General features: G+C 62.6%; 14 protein-coding genes and 2 pseudogenes. 5 read left to right on the top strand and 11 right to left on the bottom strand.

Features of this window, described 5'->3' with window-relative positions:
* Nucleotides 1-17 precede the first annotated feature (17 nt).
* The 4 genes from CRN80_RS24590 to CRN80_RS24575 form a co-directional block, all read right to left on the bottom strand.
* The gene (locus CRN80_RS24590) at nt 18-1,343 is read right to left on the bottom strand and encodes an MFS transporter (RefSeq protein ID WP_047710754.1); all 1,326 of its coding nucleotides are present in this window, start codon (nt 1,341-1,343) and stop codon (nt 18-20) included.
* Between the two features lie 56 nt (nt 1,344-1,399).
* Nucleotides 1,400-2,593, bottom strand: a complete 1,194-nt coding sequence (gene lhgO, locus CRN80_RS24585; RefSeq protein ID WP_098951635.1) for an L-2-hydroxyglutarate oxidase — start codon at nt 2,591-2,593, stop codon at nt 1,400-1,402.
* Nucleotides 2,594-2,700: 107 nt separating this feature from the next.
* Nucleotides 2,701-3,411, bottom strand: coding sequence for a FadR/GntR family transcriptional regulator (locus CRN80_RS24580; RefSeq protein WP_098951633.1), 711 nt, complete (start codon nt 3,409-3,411; stop codon nt 2,701-2,703).
* Between the two features lie 38 nt (nt 3,412-3,449).
* Entirely contained in the window at nt 3,450-4,682 is a 1,233-nt protein-coding gene (locus tag CRN80_RS24575; protein ID WP_098951631.1) for an MFS transporter, read from the bottom strand.
* Between the two features lie 114 nt (nt 4,683-4,796).
* Between CRN80_RS24575 and CRN80_RS24570 the strand changes: the two genes are divergently transcribed.
* A complete protein-coding gene (locus CRN80_RS24570) occupies nt 4,797-5,681 on the top strand; it encodes a LysR family transcriptional regulator (protein ID WP_098951629.1) in 885 nt (294 codons plus the stop codon).
* Nucleotides 5,682-5,737: 56 nt separating this feature from the next.
* Complete coding sequence (locus tag CRN80_RS24565) at nt 5,738-6,415, top strand: GNAT family N-acetyltransferase (protein ID WP_098951627.1); 678 nt, start codon at nt 5,738-5,740, stop codon at nt 6,413-6,415.
* Here CRN80_RS24565 and CRN80_RS24560 read toward each other — a convergent pair.
* Nucleotides 6,405-6,590, bottom strand: a pseudogene (locus tag CRN80_RS24560) (TetR/AcrR family transcriptional regulator); the annotation flags it as partial. The gene CRN80_RS24565 and the pseudogene CRN80_RS24560 sit on opposite strands and share 11 nt — an antisense overlap.
* Before the next feature lie 28 nt (nt 6,591-6,618).
* Here CRN80_RS24560 and CRN80_RS32195 point away from each other — a divergent pair.
* Nucleotides 6,619-6,729 (top strand): annotated as a pseudogene (locus tag CRN80_RS32195) (flavodoxin family protein); the annotation flags it as partial.
* A gap of 1 nt (nt 6,730) precedes the next feature.
* On the opposite strand, the gene CRN80_RS24550 reads toward CRN80_RS32195, so the two are convergent.
* From CRN80_RS24550 to CRN80_RS24540, 3 genes are all read right to left on the bottom strand, one after another.
* Nucleotides 6,731-7,120 carry a hypothetical protein gene (locus CRN80_RS24550; protein WP_098951626.1) on the bottom strand — a complete coding sequence of 130 codons (390 nt, stop codon included), beginning with the start codon at nt 7,118-7,120 and terminating at the stop codon, nt 6,731-6,733.
* A gap of 128 nt (nt 7,121-7,248) precedes the next feature.
* The gene (locus CRN80_RS24545; protein ID WP_098951624.1) at nt 7,249-8,505 is read right to left on the bottom strand and encodes a 3-phosphoshikimate 1-carboxyvinyltransferase; all 1,257 of its coding nucleotides are present in this window, start codon (nt 8,503-8,505) and stop codon (nt 7,249-7,251) included.
* Between the two features lie 267 nt (nt 8,506-8,772).
* Nucleotides 8,773-9,327: a UPF0149 family protein gene (locus CRN80_RS24540; RefSeq protein ID WP_098951622.1), complete on the bottom strand. Its 555-nt coding sequence runs from the start codon at nt 9,325-9,327 to the stop codon at nt 8,773-8,775.
* A gap of 184 nt (nt 9,328-9,511) precedes the next feature.
* On the opposite strand from CRN80_RS24540, the gene CRN80_RS24535 reads away from it, so the two are divergent.
* Entirely contained in the window at nt 9,512-10,324 is an 813-nt protein-coding gene (locus CRN80_RS24535; protein ID WP_032892023.1) for a crotonase/enoyl-CoA hydratase family protein, read from the top strand.
* A 5-nt stretch (nt 10,325-10,329) separates the two neighbouring features.
* Nucleotides 10,330-11,163 carry an NAD(+) diphosphatase gene (gene nudC, locus CRN80_RS24530; protein ID WP_098951620.1) on the top strand — a complete coding sequence of 278 codons (834 nt, stop codon included), beginning with the start codon at nt 10,330-10,332 and terminating at the stop codon, nt 11,161-11,163.
* On the opposite strand, the gene CRN80_RS24525 is transcribed toward nudC, so the two are convergent.
* The 3 genes from CRN80_RS24525 to CRN80_RS24515 form a co-directional block, all read right to left on the bottom strand.
* A complete protein-coding gene (locus CRN80_RS24525; RefSeq protein ID WP_003191011.1) occupies nt 11,131-11,910 on the bottom strand; it encodes a TSUP family transporter in 780 nt (259 codons plus the stop codon). The two genes, nudC and CRN80_RS24525, sit on opposite strands and share 33 nt — an antisense overlap.
* 109 nt (nt 11,911-12,019) lie before the next feature.
* A complete protein-coding gene (gene pcsA, locus CRN80_RS24520; protein WP_003191017.1) occupies nt 12,020-12,736 on the bottom strand; it encodes a phosphatidylcholine synthase in 717 nt (238 codons plus the stop codon).
* 148 nt (nt 12,737-12,884) lie between these two features.
* The gene (locus CRN80_RS24515; RefSeq protein WP_098951619.1) at nt 12,885-13,805 is read right to left on the bottom strand and encodes a class I SAM-dependent methyltransferase; all 921 of its coding nucleotides are present in this window, start codon (nt 13,803-13,805) and stop codon (nt 12,885-12,887) included.
* Between the last annotated feature and the right edge of the window lie 253 nt (nt 13,806-14,058).

Here is a 14,058-nt window from a genome sequence, read left to right as displayed (position 1 = left end):
GGTCCGAACTTTTTTGCTCAGTTCTTGAATGCCGAGTGTTTCGCGCCCTGATCGCAGAGGGCAAACACCACCACCAACAAGGCAGAAATCGCCAGGATCACCACCACACCATCGGTGGAGTGGGTGGCCGAGGCCGCTACCATCGACAGTGCGCCCAGCGGTGCCAGGCCACCAGCAATGGCGGTGCCGATTTCGCGCCCGGTGCCAAAGCCCGAAGACCGCGTTTGCGTCGGGAACTGCCGGCTCAGGAACGAGCCCTGGGGCGCAAACATCATCGGCGCGAGGATACCGGTGCCCACACCGATGGCGAGGTAGATCATCAGGCTTTCACCACTATTGAGCAGGGCCAGGAACGGGTAGGCGAACAACAGCGAGCACAGCCCGCCGAGCATCAGTACGGTCTTGCTGCTCCACTTGTCACACAGCCAGCCAAAGCAGGGCACGGCGACGATGGCCACTAGGCTGGCGATGGTCACCGACAGCGAGGTGACATGCACATCCACGCCTTTGAACTGTGTCAGGTACGCCAGGGAGAAGGTCTTGAAGATGTAGCTCAGGGCGTTGTAGCCAATCGCGACAAAAAACACCACGGCGAGGCCCTTGAGGTCGTTCTTGAACAAGGCTTTGAGGGGTGATGGCTTGGCCTTGGCTTTTTCCGTGCTCAGCGCTTCGAACTGCGGAGTTTCGGGAATGCTGTTGCGCACCCACAGGCCGACGCCCACCAGCACGATGCTGCAGATAAACGGAATGCGCCAGCCGCCGGCCAGCAGGAACTCGTTGCCGTTGATGGTCAGCAGGTAAATGGTCAGCGAGGACAGCAACAGGCCCAGGTTCAGGCCCAATGCCGGCCAGGCGCCCTGGCTGCCACGCTTGCCCTGGGAGGCGTGTTCGTAGGAGGTGACCGCCGCGCCCGACAGCTCGGCTCCTGCGCCCAGGCCCTGGATGATGCGGATAAACACCAGCAGGATCGGCGCCCATATGCCGATGGAGGCGTAGCTGGGGATCAAGCCGATTAAGGTGGTGCACACGCCCATCAGGCAGAAGGTCAGCACCAGCACTTGCTTGCGCCCGAACTTGTCGCCCAGGTAACCAAACAGGATGCCGCCGAAAGGGCGGGCGATAAAGCCGATGGCAAAGGTCGAAAAGGCCATCAGCGTGGCAGTCTTCGGGTCGCTGTTATCGAAGAAGATCTTCGAAAACACAATCGCCGCCATGGTGGCGTACAGGTAAAAGTCGTACCACTCCAGCATCGAGCCGAAGATGGTGGCGGCGGCGACTTTGCGCAGGCGCTTGCGGGTTTGTTCGGGCGTTTCGGTACCGGGGATGGAGGCGGATGCCGACATGCTGGACTTCCTTCTGGGTCTTTGTAGTTATTGTTGGGTGAACGGGCGGTGCGGTCTTACTGGGGGTGGAACAGGCGGTCGGCGATCATCGCGCCGATGGGCATGGCTGAGGTGGCGGCCGGCGAGGGCGCATTGCACACATGCAGCATTCGTGAGGTTTGGGCGAACAGAAAGTCGTGCACCAAGCTGCCGTCGCGCATCACTGCCTGGGCACGGATACCGGCCTCGTAGGGCAGCAGGTCATCGAGGGTCAGGGACGGGCAGTACTTGCGGCACTGCTCCAGGTAGCCGGACTTGAATAAGGAGTTCTTCATCTCGGTGGTGCCCGAACCGAGGTTTTGCCAGAGGGTTTTCCAGAAACCCGGGAAGCTGGCGTACTGCGCCACGTCGCGCCAGTTCACCGAGAACTTGCGGTAGTTCTCGCGGCCAAGGCCCAGCACGGCATTCGGGCCGACGGTGACGCTGCCGTCGATCATGCGGGTCAGGTGTACGCCGAGGAAGGGCAGCTCCGGGTCGGGGATCGGGTAGATCAGATGGTTGACGATGTTGTTCTTGGCGGCGGGCAGGCGGAAGTATTCGCCACGAAACGGGATGATCTGATGCTCGATGCGGATACCGGCCAGGCGCGCCAGGCGGTCTGACTGCAGGCCGGCGCACACCACCAAATGGCGGGCCTGCCAGGTCTCGCCCTCGGTGTTGACGGTGACCGTATCGGTGTTTTCGTGGATGGCAGTGACGGTGCGTTCCAGGCAGATCTGCCCACCGTTGCGACGAATCACCTGGGCCATGGTCTCGCACACCTGGCGGTAATCCACAATCCCGGTGGCATCGAGAAACAAGCCGCCGAGGCCGACGATGTTCGGTTCACGCTGGCACAGTTGTTCGGCATTCAAGCGCTCGACCTGCATGCCATTGAGCTGGGCACGGGCGTACAGCGCTTCCATGCGTTGCATTTCCAGCGGGCTTGAGGCCACCAGCAGCTTGCCGCACACCTCGAATTTGATCCCGTGTTCGCGGCAGAACTGCTTGGTGGCTTCGGCGCCGCGCTTGCACAAATCGGCCTTGAGGCTGCCGGGCGCGTAGTAGATGCCGGCATGGATCACGCCGCTGTTGTGGCCGGTCTGGTGCTTGGCCAGCACCGGCTCTTTTTCCAGGATCACCAGCGACGCGCCAGGTTGGCGCTTGAGCAGCTCCATGGCGGTGGCCAGGCCGACGATGCCGCCGCCGATAATGCAAAAGTCATGAATCATTGCAGGGTTACCTAAGGCTGAACATTTCAGTCTGCTTATCAGGTTGTCAGACTAATGTTTTTGTTAAAAAAATGGCGTGTCCGGGGACACGCTGCAAACAGTACGGATCAATTCGTGGTCGGTAATTCCAGTTGCAGGCGCCGCGCCGCGGCACGCAGGTGCGCCTCGGCACAGGCAGCAGCACATCGGGCGTCGCCATCGGCAATGGCCTGGTAGAGCTGTTGGTGTTCCTGGGTCGCGTCGGCCGAACCGGTGGCAAAGCGCGAGGCCGAGTTTTCCCACGCGGTTTTACGCGCACTGGCCAACTGGCTCCTGAGGAAGTCATGGAAGGCCACGAAGTAGTCATTCTTGCTGGCGTCGGCAATGGCGCGGTGGAATTCCACATCGGCCAGGGCTGCGGCTTCAAAGTTGTCGCGGTTGTCCTGCATGGCCTGCAACGCGCTTTTCATGCGTTGCAGGTCGGCGCTGTCGCGGCGCTGGGCGGCAATCGAAGCGGCCTGGGTTTCGATCCACAGGCGCACTTCGAACATCTGCGCCAGGTCAGGTCGTCGACCGTTGGGCTGCGGAAACCGAAACACCGTGCCCGCAGGGGTCTGCGAAATAAACGAGCCCAGGCCACGGCGGGCGGTGAGCACACCGTCGGCCTTGAGCTGGGCAATGGCTTCACGCACCACGGAACGGCTGACGTTGAGTTGTTCGGCCAGTTGCTGTTCGGTCGGCAGGCGCGACTCCGGGGCCAGTTGGCCGGATTCGATTTCTGCGCGAATGGCGCTGACAACCCGTACGACGAGCGAATCGGGGCGCTGGAGTTCAAGCATGGGAAAACCTTGGTGATCAGGTTGTCAGACAATAGTCGTTACGATTTTGGCTTGTCAATATTTGTCTGCTTCGCGCTGCTCGGCCTTTGCGCACGTTTCCAGGCGATCAGTGCGGCCACCAGCAGCAAACCCGTTGCCATGGCGAAGGTCGCGTGCAAGCCGGCAGCCACCGCCTGTGGCGCGGCGTGACTGACATCCGGAGTGACGCGCGCGAACACCGCGCCGAGGGCCGATGCGCCGAAAATCAGACCCAGGTTGCGCGACAGATTCAGCAGGCCGGACACCGTGCCTCGGCGGGTCGCCTGTATGTCGCTCATCACTGCCGTGTTGTTGGCCGCCTGGAACAGGCTGTAGCCGGCCGTCAACACGATCAGGGCCGCGAGATAAACGCCAAGCCCGGACACCTGCGACAGCAATAAGGCCCCGCAGAGCATCACGCTCAGCCCCATGAGGGTCAGGCGTTGGCTGCCGAGGCGATCGGTCAGGTAACCCGCCGGTACACCGGTAACCGCTGCGACCGCTGGCCCCACGGCCATGGCCAAGCCCATCCAGGCGGGATCGAGGCCCAGGCCACGGGACAGGTAGAACGGGCCCACCACAAACGTGGCCATGATCACCGCCGACACCAGAGCACTCATGACCAAGCCGGCGCGCAACGGCGCATCGCGCAGGGGCGCCCAGAATGTATCGCCTGGTGAAGTTTCGCGGCGGTCAGCATCCACCGGCAAATAACGGTAGGCGAGGGCGGCAGCCACGCCCGCCAAGGGCAGGCCGATCAGAAACAGCGCGCGCCAGCCCCACAGGCTGAGCATTACCCCGCCGACACTCGGTCCCATGGCCGTGCCGAGTGCCGACAGGGTGCCGAGCAGGCCCATGACTCGGCCGGTATTTTCTTTAGTGACGGTGTCACCCACCATGCCCAGGGTCATCGCCATCATGATCGCCGCGCCCAGGCCCTGGAATGCCCGTGCGCCGATCAGCCAGGGCAGGGTCGGCGCGATGCCACACCCGGCGCAGGCCAGGGCAAACACCAGCAAGCCGGCCAGCAGCAAGCGCCGACGCCCCAGACGGTCGCCCAGGCGCCCGGCGCTGACAATCACGGCGGTGATAGCCAGCAGGTAGGCCAGCACCACCCACTGCACGGCATGAAACGATGCCCCGAAGGCGTGCGCCAGGCTGGGCAGGCCAACATTCGCGATGCTGGTGCCCAGGGCGGCCAGCAACATGGACAACGACAAAGCGACCAGGCCGCCGCGTGTGGAGGTTTGCATGCGCGTTTCCTTGAATGAATGCACCTGTCACAAATCTACGGCGTCGCCTAATATGGCGGAAGACGCATGGGTTGCAGGTTATAGCTGCACCGAACGCCTGATTAAGGAGCGCGCATGCCCGACCTCAATTTACTCATCACCCTGGACGTGCTGCTTGCCGAAGGCAGCGTCGCTCGCGCTGCCCAGCGCTTGCGCCTGAGCCCTTCGGCCATGAGCCGGGCCCTGGCGCGTTTGCGCGCGGCCACTGGCGACCCGTTGCTGGTGCGCGCCGGTCGCGGCCTGGTGCCGACGCCCCGGGCGTTGCAGCTGCGCGAGCAAGTCAGCCAACTGGTGCAGGACGCCCACGCCGTATTGCGCCCGGCGCACTCCTTGGACTTGGGGGCGGTGGTGCGCACCTTCACCCTGCGCACCAGTGAGGAGTTCGTCGAGCGCTTCGGCCCCGCATTGCTGGCGCGTATCGCCCAGGAGGCACCCGGCGTGCGCTTGCGTTTCGTGCACAAGAGCGACAAGCACAGTGCGTTGCTGCGCGACGGTGGTGTCGACCTGGAAACCGGTGTGGTCGATGTCGGCGCCAGCCCCGAAGTGCTGACCCAGGCGCTGTTTCGTGACCGGCTGGTGGGTGTGGTGCGCGAGGGCCATCCGCTGAGTCGCGGCCCTTTGAGCGCAGCGCGTTTCGCCCAGGGACAACACGTCTATGTGTCGCGGCGCGGGCAGGACCGTGGCCAGATCGACGATGCTTTGGAGGCGCAAGGTCTGGTTCGGCAGGTCAGCATCGTGGTCGCCGGTTTCAACACGGCCATCGCCCTGGCGCGTGATACTGACCTGATCGCCAGTGTGCCTGAGCGCTATATCAGCGTGCCGCCTCGAGGCTTGCACTGCTTTGAGCTGCCGGTGACGTTGCCGCCGTTTACCGTGGCGATGCTGTGGCACCCGCGACAGGACGCCGACCTGGCCCATCGCTGGCTGCGCACCTGTTTGCGCGAGGTGTGCGGGCCATGAGCGGCCCGCAACAGGTACAATCGCCGCTGCCTTGACGCGAAACCCCAGGAATTTGCATGTTCAGCCTTACCCGCTACACCACACCGTGCCCCGAACCGATCAACAGCCAGATCCTGCAGATGGTGGTAGACAACCTCACCGATATCAGCAGCGTGGCGCTGGCACCGAGCAACCTGCTGTACAACATCTACCAGTACGCCATCGGGTTTGAGGTGCACCTGTACCTTGAGGCGCTGAATGGCGAAAAGGGCGTTGCGGTGGAGTTGGTCGTGGCGATGGAAGACGAAGCGGTGGTGGGCTTTTGCCTGTACCTGCCGGTGAAGGATGATCCGCACGCCTGTGGCATCGCGTTTATGGCGGTGCAGGCCGGCTTTCGTCGCCAGGGTGTGGCACGCAGCATGCTGGACGAGGTGTTGGCGCGTTATCCCCACGCCGAACTGGCCTGTGCGGTAGAGAAGGTTGCGGCGTTCGAAGCCATGGGCTTCCAGGTGCGCGGTGCGCGTGGCACCCAGGTCGTGATGAACACTCGCAACTACGCCACCGAAGGGCTGATGGGCGTGTTGGATGTGGCTTCGATCTACAGCTCGCTGGAAGTGCGGCAGATCCACACCTACCTGCTGCAAAAACACGGCAAGCGCGCCATGGTCGATGCAGAGAAACAGCGTGATCGGCACCTGGACCAGTTGGCGCGCAAGGCGCAACTGTTCGTCCAGAGCCGTCTGCCTACGGCCTGACGCGCCTGACCATCCCGAGGATAGTCTCCAGCAGCTCCTGCTGAGCTTCCTCGCGGCTGATTTCACCATTGGCCGCCGCGTGGGACAGCGCTTGCGCCGCGCCGAGCATGGCGCGCAGGCCGGCCTGGGAAATGCTGCCGCCAGCGGTGAAGGGCGACAGCGCGTCCCGGCATTGACGTGCAGGCTGAGCAGGCCCGTATTGACTCACCTCCGCGTTGTTGCTGGACTCGGAAAGTGGCACGGCCCAGGCGCACTTGCACAAGGCCCGGGCGGTGGGGCAGGAGTTGTTTGAGCGAGAAGCAGTGGCGGGATAATTCAGACGTCGCGAAACAGGTCGTGGGCGTCCAGCAAGCGGTAGGCAATCTCTGGTTTTTTCTCCAGGCCTCGGCGAATGGACGCGGGGATGGACTGGCGGGTCTTGCGACACATGCCCGGCAGTTCGTCGATGACGATCTGGATCCCGCGCATGCTCTTGACCTCGGTATGCCCTGGCGCGATGTGTACGCGGATGCCCAGTTGGTCGTACATCCGCTGTTGCAGGTGTTCGAGGTCTTGCAGGCTCTTGAGGTTTTCCAGGCGCTCCAGCAGGATTTTTTCCTGCTGGCGCGTCAGTTGCAGAATGCGCAGGTCAGCGCCGGGCGCTTGCAGGAGTTGTTCACGGTTGCAGACACAGGCGCCGGGTGGGCAGGGTTGGCGAAGGGTCATTGACGCTCCCGGCAGGGTTGTAGGAGCGAGCTTGCTCGCGAAAAACTCACAGGCGCCGCATTCATTCAGCAAACGCGCGTTTTCGTTAACGTTTTTCGCGAGCAAGCTCGCTCCTACAGGTTTGTGTGTCAGTCGTTTAGGTGGACGCCCAGGCTAGCCAGGGCTTTCCAGTAGTCAGGGTAGGTCTTGGCCACGCAGTCCGGGTCTTGAATGCGAATGCCCGAGACTTTCAGCCCCGCCAGGGCAAAGCACATGGCGATGCGATGGTCGGCATGGGTGTCGATCAGTGCGGTGCAAGCGGTGCCAGCCAGGGCCGGGTCGCTGGCGACCAGCAGGTCATCGCCCTCGATGGTCGCCAGGCCCGGGCGAATTTCGTTGAGGCCATCGTGCAGCGCCTGCACGCGGTCACATTCCTTGACGCGCAGGTTCGCCAGTTCAGTGAAACGCACCGGCGTGCTGTTGAACGCGGCGAGCACCGCCAGGGTCGGGATCGCATCCTGCATTTGCGAGCCTACCACCGTGGCCTGCATGTTCGGGAACTGCGCGATCACGGCCTGGGCCTTGGCGTCGGGCTGGGTGAAGTCCTGCGCGGCTACACCAATGTCGATACGCCCACCGGTCAGCACTTCTGCGGCCCACAAATACGTGGCGGCGGACGCATCGGGTTCGATCAGGTAATCATGGGCGGTGTAGCCGGTGGGGGTCACGCGCCAGGTGGTGTCGTCCACGGCGTCCACCTGGGCCCCGAACGCACGCATGCAATCGAGGGTCAGGTCCACGTAGCCACGGGCGCCGATGTCCTTGCCGGTCAGCGCCACTTCAATCGGCGCTTCGCCGCACGCCGCGAGCATCAGCAGGGCCGATACGTACTGGCTGGACAAGCCACCATCAATCTCAAAACGCTTGGCCTGGACCTTGCCCACGCCGTGCACGGTCACTGGCGGGCAACCGGTGGGGCTGTCGACCTGAATGCCGTTCTGGCCCAGGGTAGCCAGCAGCGGGCCGATCGGGCGTTTTTGCATGTATTCGTCACCGTCCAGCACCACGGTGCCTTGCACGGTGGCCACGGCAGCCGTGAGAAAGCGCATGGCGGTGCCGGCGTTGCCGAGGAACAACGGTTGTGCCGGCAATTGCAGCGAGCCTTGGCTGGTGACCACAAAGGTGGTGTCGTCCGGCTCGTCGATGGTGACGCCCATCTGCCGCAGGGCGACCGACATGTGGCGCGTGTCATCGCTTTTGAGCGCACCGCTCAAACGGCTGGTGCCCTTGGCCAATGCCGCCAGCAACAGCGCACGGTTGGTAATGGATTTGGAGCCGGGGGGCGCGACCTTGCCAGTGAGGGGGAAGTTGGGCGGTGTAACGGTCACGGTTTTCTGCGAACTCAAGGTACAAGGCTCCTGGTCAAGGCGAGGTGGCGTGGAGTGGCCGACATGCGGACCCGAATCATCAGGCAAACACGCCATGCTTGTCGAGTGAGCGGGTGATCTGCGTGATGTATTGGAGTGCGCTCCGGCCTAAATGTGGGGGGGCCTAACTGTAGGAGCGAGCTTGCTCGCGAAAAACGCCAACGATAAAGCGGGCTTCCTGAATGAACGCGGCGCCTGGAAGTTTTTCGCGAGCAAGCTCGCTCCTACAAAAAAGGTTTGCCTGCCTTAACGCTGGCTCAGCCAGTAGTCATGCAGCGCCCGCGCAGCCGGTTCGATCTCGCTGACCCGCTGTTGATGGGCGTTTACATCCAGGTCTGCCGGCAGTTCGAAGTTGTCCTGCTCGGCGCACCAGGAAATCCGCTCCAGTTGCCCGGCTTGTGCAGCGGGCAATGGCGGCCAGTTGGCGATCGCCACGCCGCGCACATAGCCAAAGCACCATTCCTCGGCAAGGGTCACCACCTGGTCTTGATGTTCTGTTTCATCGAAACGGGCTTTGAATGCCTGGGCATCAATGGCCAATTGTGCGGCCAGGGTATTCATATGGCGTACACACAGCTCGAGAAAAGCCTGGGCCTCGTCCATGTTGTCCCATTCAGGGTTTTGCCCACCCCAGATCGCCGGGAACCACTCGGCCACATCCACCTTGGCCGGGCTGGAAACCAGGGCGGTGAAATAACCGTCGAGTTCGGCCATGTTCAGCACCGAGTGGTCTTCGCCATATTTGAGCAAGGTGGCATCAATGAATTCGAAATCGGTGGGAGCGAGGGGGTGGGCGTGCATGGCATATCCTTAAAACGTCGAGCGCCGCTGACAGCGCGGCTTAAAGCGCAAAGGATGGCGTGTGCGCGGGGTTTTATCCAGCGGCTTTTCCTGCGCCGGTGCCAGTCCCGCTTTTGGCCGATGCGCCGTGGCGCACCCTTGATATAGTCTGGGCTTTCTCAATCGCCAGTCAGGGACCACTGCCATGTCCGAATACCAAGCCTTCGTTGTCGAACTCAGCGGCAACGTTGCCCATGTGCAGATCAATCGCCCGGAAAAGATCAACGCCATGAACGCGGCGTTCTGGACCGAAATCATCGACATCTTCCAATGGGTCGACGAGACCGACGCCGTGCGTGCCGTGGTACTCAGCGGGGCCGGCAAGCACTTTTCCTCAGGCATCGACCTGATGATGCTGGCCTCGATCGCCAATGATTTTGGCAAGGACGTGGGGCGCAATGCGCGCCTGCTGCGCCGCAAGATCCTCGAGCTGCAAGCCTCGTTCAACGCCGTGGACACTTGCCGCAAGCCCGTGCTGGCGGCGATCCAGGGCTACTGCATCGGCGGCGCCATCGACCTGATCAGTGCCTGTGACATGCGCTATGCAGCTGAAGACGCGCAATTCTCGATCAAGGAAATCGACATCGGCATGGCCGCCGACGTCGGCACCTTGCAACGCCTGCCGCGCATTATCGGCGACGGCATGCTGCGTGAACTGGCCTACACCGGCCGTCAGTTCGGCGCCGAAGAAGCGCGCAGCATCGGCCTGGTCAACCGCGTGTTTGCCGATCATGAAAGCCTGCTGGCGGGCGTCATGGACCTGGCCCAGCAAATCGCCGCCAAGTCGCCGATTGCCGTGACTGGCACCAAGGCCATGATCAGCTACATGCGTGACCACACAGTCAATGACGGCCTGGAATACGTTGCCACCTGGAACTCGGCTATGTTGCAATCCAACGACCTGCGCGTGGCCATCGCGGCCCACATGAGTAAGCAGAAACCCGAATTCGTGGATTGACCGACATGACCCCAGGCTGGATTACGACAACGCTGCTGGACAACGACGCCCCTGGCGGCTGGGCCGTCGCCCGCAGCCGCGAAGGCTTTTTACACGACACCAACGGCCCGCTGTTCCCGCGCGAATGGCTCAAGCGCCAGGACCTGTCGGTGTTTGCCGAACACGGCATCGGCCACCTTGACGGCGAGCCGGTGTACCTGCTGGAACTCAACGCGCCGGCAGAAGTGCCAGGGTGCAGTTGGCAGGGCTTGCGCGGTTTTATGCTGCAAGGCGATCACACCCTGTACAAGGTGCTGGGCTACGCCGCGCAGATCGGTACCTGGGCGCGGGAACATCGTTTTTGTGGCAGTTGTGCCCAGGCGATGGTGCAGGTGCCGAGGGAGCGGGCGATGTATTGCCAGGCCTGCGACCTGCGCAGCTACCCGCGTATCTCGCCAAGCATGATCGTGCTGGTGACCCGTGGCGATGAGATCCTGCTGGCGCGTTCGCCGCGTTTTGTCACGGGGGTCTATAGCACCCTGGCCGGTTTTGCCGAGCCGGGTGAGTCTGCTGAAGACTGCCTGATCCGTGAAGTGCGCGAAGAGGTGCAGGTGGAGGTCAAGAACATCCAGTACATGGGCAGCCAATGCTGGCCGTTCCCTCACTCGATGATGCTGGGCTTTCATGCCGAATACGCCGGGGGCGATATCGTGCCCCAGGCCGACGAGATCGAGGATGCGCAGTGGTTCAATATCCACGAGCTGCCGCCGTTGCCAGCGTCACGCTCGATTGCGCGTTACCTCATCGACCTCTACGTGGCCCGCCGCTTAGGCCACGCTGAACCAGTGCTGCCAGGCTAGGCGCACGGTCAGGCCCAGCACCACGGTGATAAACACCGGGCGAATGAATTTGGCGCCGCCGCTGATCGCGCTGCGTGCGCCAAAGAACGCGCCACACATCACCGACACCCCCATCGCCAGGCCGACAATCCAGTCCACCGAACCATTGATGATGAACACCGTCAGCGCCGCCGCGTTGCTGACGAAGTTCATGCTGCGCGCCACACCGCTGGCCTTCACCAGGTCGATGGGGTGCAGCAGCATCGTGCTGACCGTCCAGAACGCCCCCGTGCCGGGCCCGGCCACGCCGTCGTAGAAGCCCAGGCCAAAGCCCTGGGTGGCTTGCCATTTCTTCTTGATCGGTGCCTCGGCATCCAGTGGCGCCTTGGGCGTGCCCCCGAACAGCAGGTACACACCGCAGGCGAAGACGATCACCGGGAGCATCTTGTTCAGGGTTTCGGCGGGCAAGTAATGGGCGACGACCGCGCCGGTCAGCGCACCGATCAAGGTACCGACGATGGCGTGCACCCATTGGCGTGGGTGAAACAGCTTGCGGCGATAGAAGGTAAAACTGGCGGTGGCCGAACCGAAGGTGGAGCTGAGTTTGTTGGTACCCAGTACCAGATGCGGCGGCATGCCGGCGGTGAGCAGGGCAGGCGTGGTCAACAAACCGCCACCGCCAGCGATGGCATCGATAAAACCGGCGATAAAAGCGACAACGGCCAGGATGGCCAGGGTGGTGAGGTCAACGCTGAGTTCGAAAGGCATGGGCAGGGCTTATTGTTGGAGGGCCGCAGAAGGCCAGCATCTTACTGCGATGTGACTCAAATGTGGGAGGGGGCAGGCCTCTCCCACATTTTTTACCGGGCTCGCCTGGTTATTTGTGCGCGCCCAGCCATTCCACGGCCGTGCGCCAGATGCAGATACCCAGGAAGTAGGCCGACATCAGCGACCACAGGCCAAATGTCCAAGGGTTGGTGTTGGGGTAGTCCACCACCATCAGGAAGCTGCACAACAGCCAGATGGTGGTCACCGCGATGTTGATCGGCATGAAGCGCTTGACCCGGAACGGGTGCAAAAACTTCATCGGCGTCACGGTCAACAGCGCCAGGCCAATCACGGTCAGCAAGGTGACCCAGGCATCCGGCTGGATGATATAGACGCACAGGGCAACGACGTTCCAGGCGGCAGGGAAGCCGACGAAGTAGTTGTCCTTGCTCTTCATGTTCACGTTACAAAAGCAGAACAGCGACGACACCAGGATCACCGACACCGCAAACAGGTGGGTGAAATCGGGCAGGTCGATGTAGCGGTAGATAAACAGTGCCGGAATGAACACGTAGGTGAGGTAATCGATCACCAGGTCCAGCACCGAGCCGTCAAAGCTGGGCAGTACCGTGCTGACATTCACCCGTCGCGCCAGCGAGCCGTCGACGCCATCCACCACCAGCGCCAGGCCCAGCCACAGCAGGCACGCCTTGGGGGAGTTTTCCAGCAGCGCCAGGGTGGCCAAAAAGGCCAGTACCACACCGGTGGCGGTAAAGCCGTGGGCGCCCCAGGCTTTAAGTCTGGCTACATGCAGGGTCGATATCACGGGCGGTTCTCCAAAAGGTCAAACGGGGCAGCCGACGACGTAGCGCCGTCGAGTCTGGCCAGGGAATGCAGGTATCGACCGGGAAGGGGAGGATAAGGTTCACCGCCCGGCGTATCCGTTAGCGTAGCAAGCGTAGGCCATTTGGGCATCAGCCCTGACGGAACACCAGTGCCTTTAACCCGCTCTGGGGGTCAATGTCAGGAAATTCCGGTGGGTTTTCCAGCCGCTGCACAAAGCGCAGGCCCGGTGCTTCGCGGGTCACGCCGTCGATCAGGAAATCTTCGCCGAAGGCCGGATCGTTCATGCATGCCAGCACGGTGCCTTGGGCACTGAGCAAGTCCGGCAGGCGGCGCAGCACGCGCTGGTAATCCTTGGTCAGTAGGAAACTGCCTTTCTGGAAGGAGGGCGGGTCGATGATCACCAGATCGTAAGGGCCGTTGTTCGTCACCTTGGCCCAGGACTTGAACAGGTCGTGGCCCAGGAAGCTCACCCGGCCCAGGTCATGCCCATTCAGGCGATGGTTGTCGCGGCCACGGCTGAGGGCACCACGGGCCATGTCCAGGTTCACCACATGGTCGGCGCCGCCTTCGATGGCGGCCACGGAAAAACCGCAGGTATAGGCGAACAGGTTGAGCACACGCTGTCCTTTGGCCTGTTCGCGCACCCAGTTGCGCCCGTAACGCATGTCGAGGAACAGCCCACTGTTCTGTTTTTTGCCCAGGTCGATCAGGTAGCGCAGGCCGTCCTCGGTGATGGTCAGCTCGTCGATGGCGTCGCCCACCAGCCATTCGGTGGTGCTTTGCGGCAGGTAGCGGTGTTGCAGGGCCACGGTGTGTACGCCGAAGCGGCTCCACTCGATCTGCAACAGGGTGTGCTTGAGGGCTTGCAGGTGCTCGGTTTCTTTGAACAGGGCGACCAGCACCACCCCTTGCAGCCAGTCCACGGTGAGTTGTTCCAGGCCTGGCCAGCAGCGGCCACGGCCATGGAACAGGCGCCGGGTTTCCGCAGGCGCGTCAGCCAGGGCAGTGAGCAGGTGGGCGTGCAGGGTAGCGAGGGCGTCTGGGGTCATCGTTAAGCATCGGTCATCGGGCGGGCGGCATTTTAAACACAATTGGGTGGGAGGGGGCTGGTCTGTGAAGGGGGATGATGCCCTGCGATCCAACTGTGGGAGCTGGCTTGCCTGCGATGGCGGCCTGATTGCCGACGCCTATTTACCTGGCACCCCGCGATCCAAATGTGGGAGCTGGCTTGCCTGCGATAGCGGCCTGACAGCCAACACAGGTGGACAGTGTGCATATCCGTTCCTGCGGTAACGGCCACCT

This window comes from Pseudomonas sp. FDAARGOS_380 (assembly GCF_002591235.1).
GTDB lineage: Bacteria > Pseudomonadota > Gammaproteobacteria > Pseudomonadales > Pseudomonadaceae > Aquipseudomonas > Aquipseudomonas salmasensis.
This window is presented reverse-complemented; position numbering and strand designations above follow the sequence as displayed.

What these genes read in the sequence shown, in the direction of transcription:
- CRN80_RS24540 (WP_098951622.1), bottom strand. Translation starts at nt 9,327, where the DNA reads ATGCACGCCCACCCCCTCGCTCCCACCGATTTCGAATTCATTGATGCC.
- lhgO (WP_098951635.1), bottom strand. Translation starts at nt 2,593, where the DNA reads ATGATTCATGACTTTTGCATTATCGGCGGCGGCATCGTCGGCCTGGCC.
- nudC (WP_098951620.1), top strand. Translation starts at nt 10,330, where the DNA reads ATGACCCCAGGCTGGATTACGACAACGCTGCTGGACAACGACGCCCCT.
- CRN80_RS24565 (WP_098951627.1), top strand. Translation starts at nt 5,738, where the DNA reads ATGTTCAGCCTTACCCGCTACACCACACCGTGCCCCGAACCGATCAAC.
- CRN80_RS24575 (WP_098951631.1), bottom strand. Translation starts at nt 4,682, where the DNA reads ATGCAAACCTCCACACGCGGCGGCCTGGTCGCTTTGTCGTTGTCCATG.
- CRN80_RS24515 (WP_098951619.1), bottom strand. Translation starts at nt 13,805, where the DNA reads ATGACCCCAGACGCCCTCGCTACCCTGCACGCCCACCTGCTCACTGCC.
- CRN80_RS24550 (WP_098951626.1), bottom strand. Translation starts at nt 7,120, where the DNA reads ATGACCCTTCGCCAACCCTGCCCACCCGGCGCCTGTGTCTGCAACCGT.
- CRN80_RS24570 (WP_098951629.1), top strand. Translation starts at nt 4,797, where the DNA reads ATGCCCGACCTCAATTTACTCATCACCCTGGACGTGCTGCTTGCCGAA.
- CRN80_RS24525 (WP_003191011.1), bottom strand. Translation starts at nt 11,910, where the DNA reads ATGCCTTTCGAACTCAGCGTTGACCTCACCACCCTGGCCATCCTGGCC.
- CRN80_RS24590 (WP_047710754.1), bottom strand. Translation starts at nt 1,343, where the DNA reads ATGTCGGCATCCGCCTCCATCCCCGGTACCGAAACGCCCGAACAAACC.
- CRN80_RS24580 (WP_098951633.1), bottom strand. Translation starts at nt 3,411, where the DNA reads ATGCTTGAACTCCAGCGCCCCGATTCGCTCGTCGTACGGGTTGTCAGC.
- CRN80_RS24535 (WP_032892023.1), top strand. Translation starts at nt 9,512, where the DNA reads ATGTCCGAATACCAAGCCTTCGTTGTCGAACTCAGCGGCAACGTTGCC.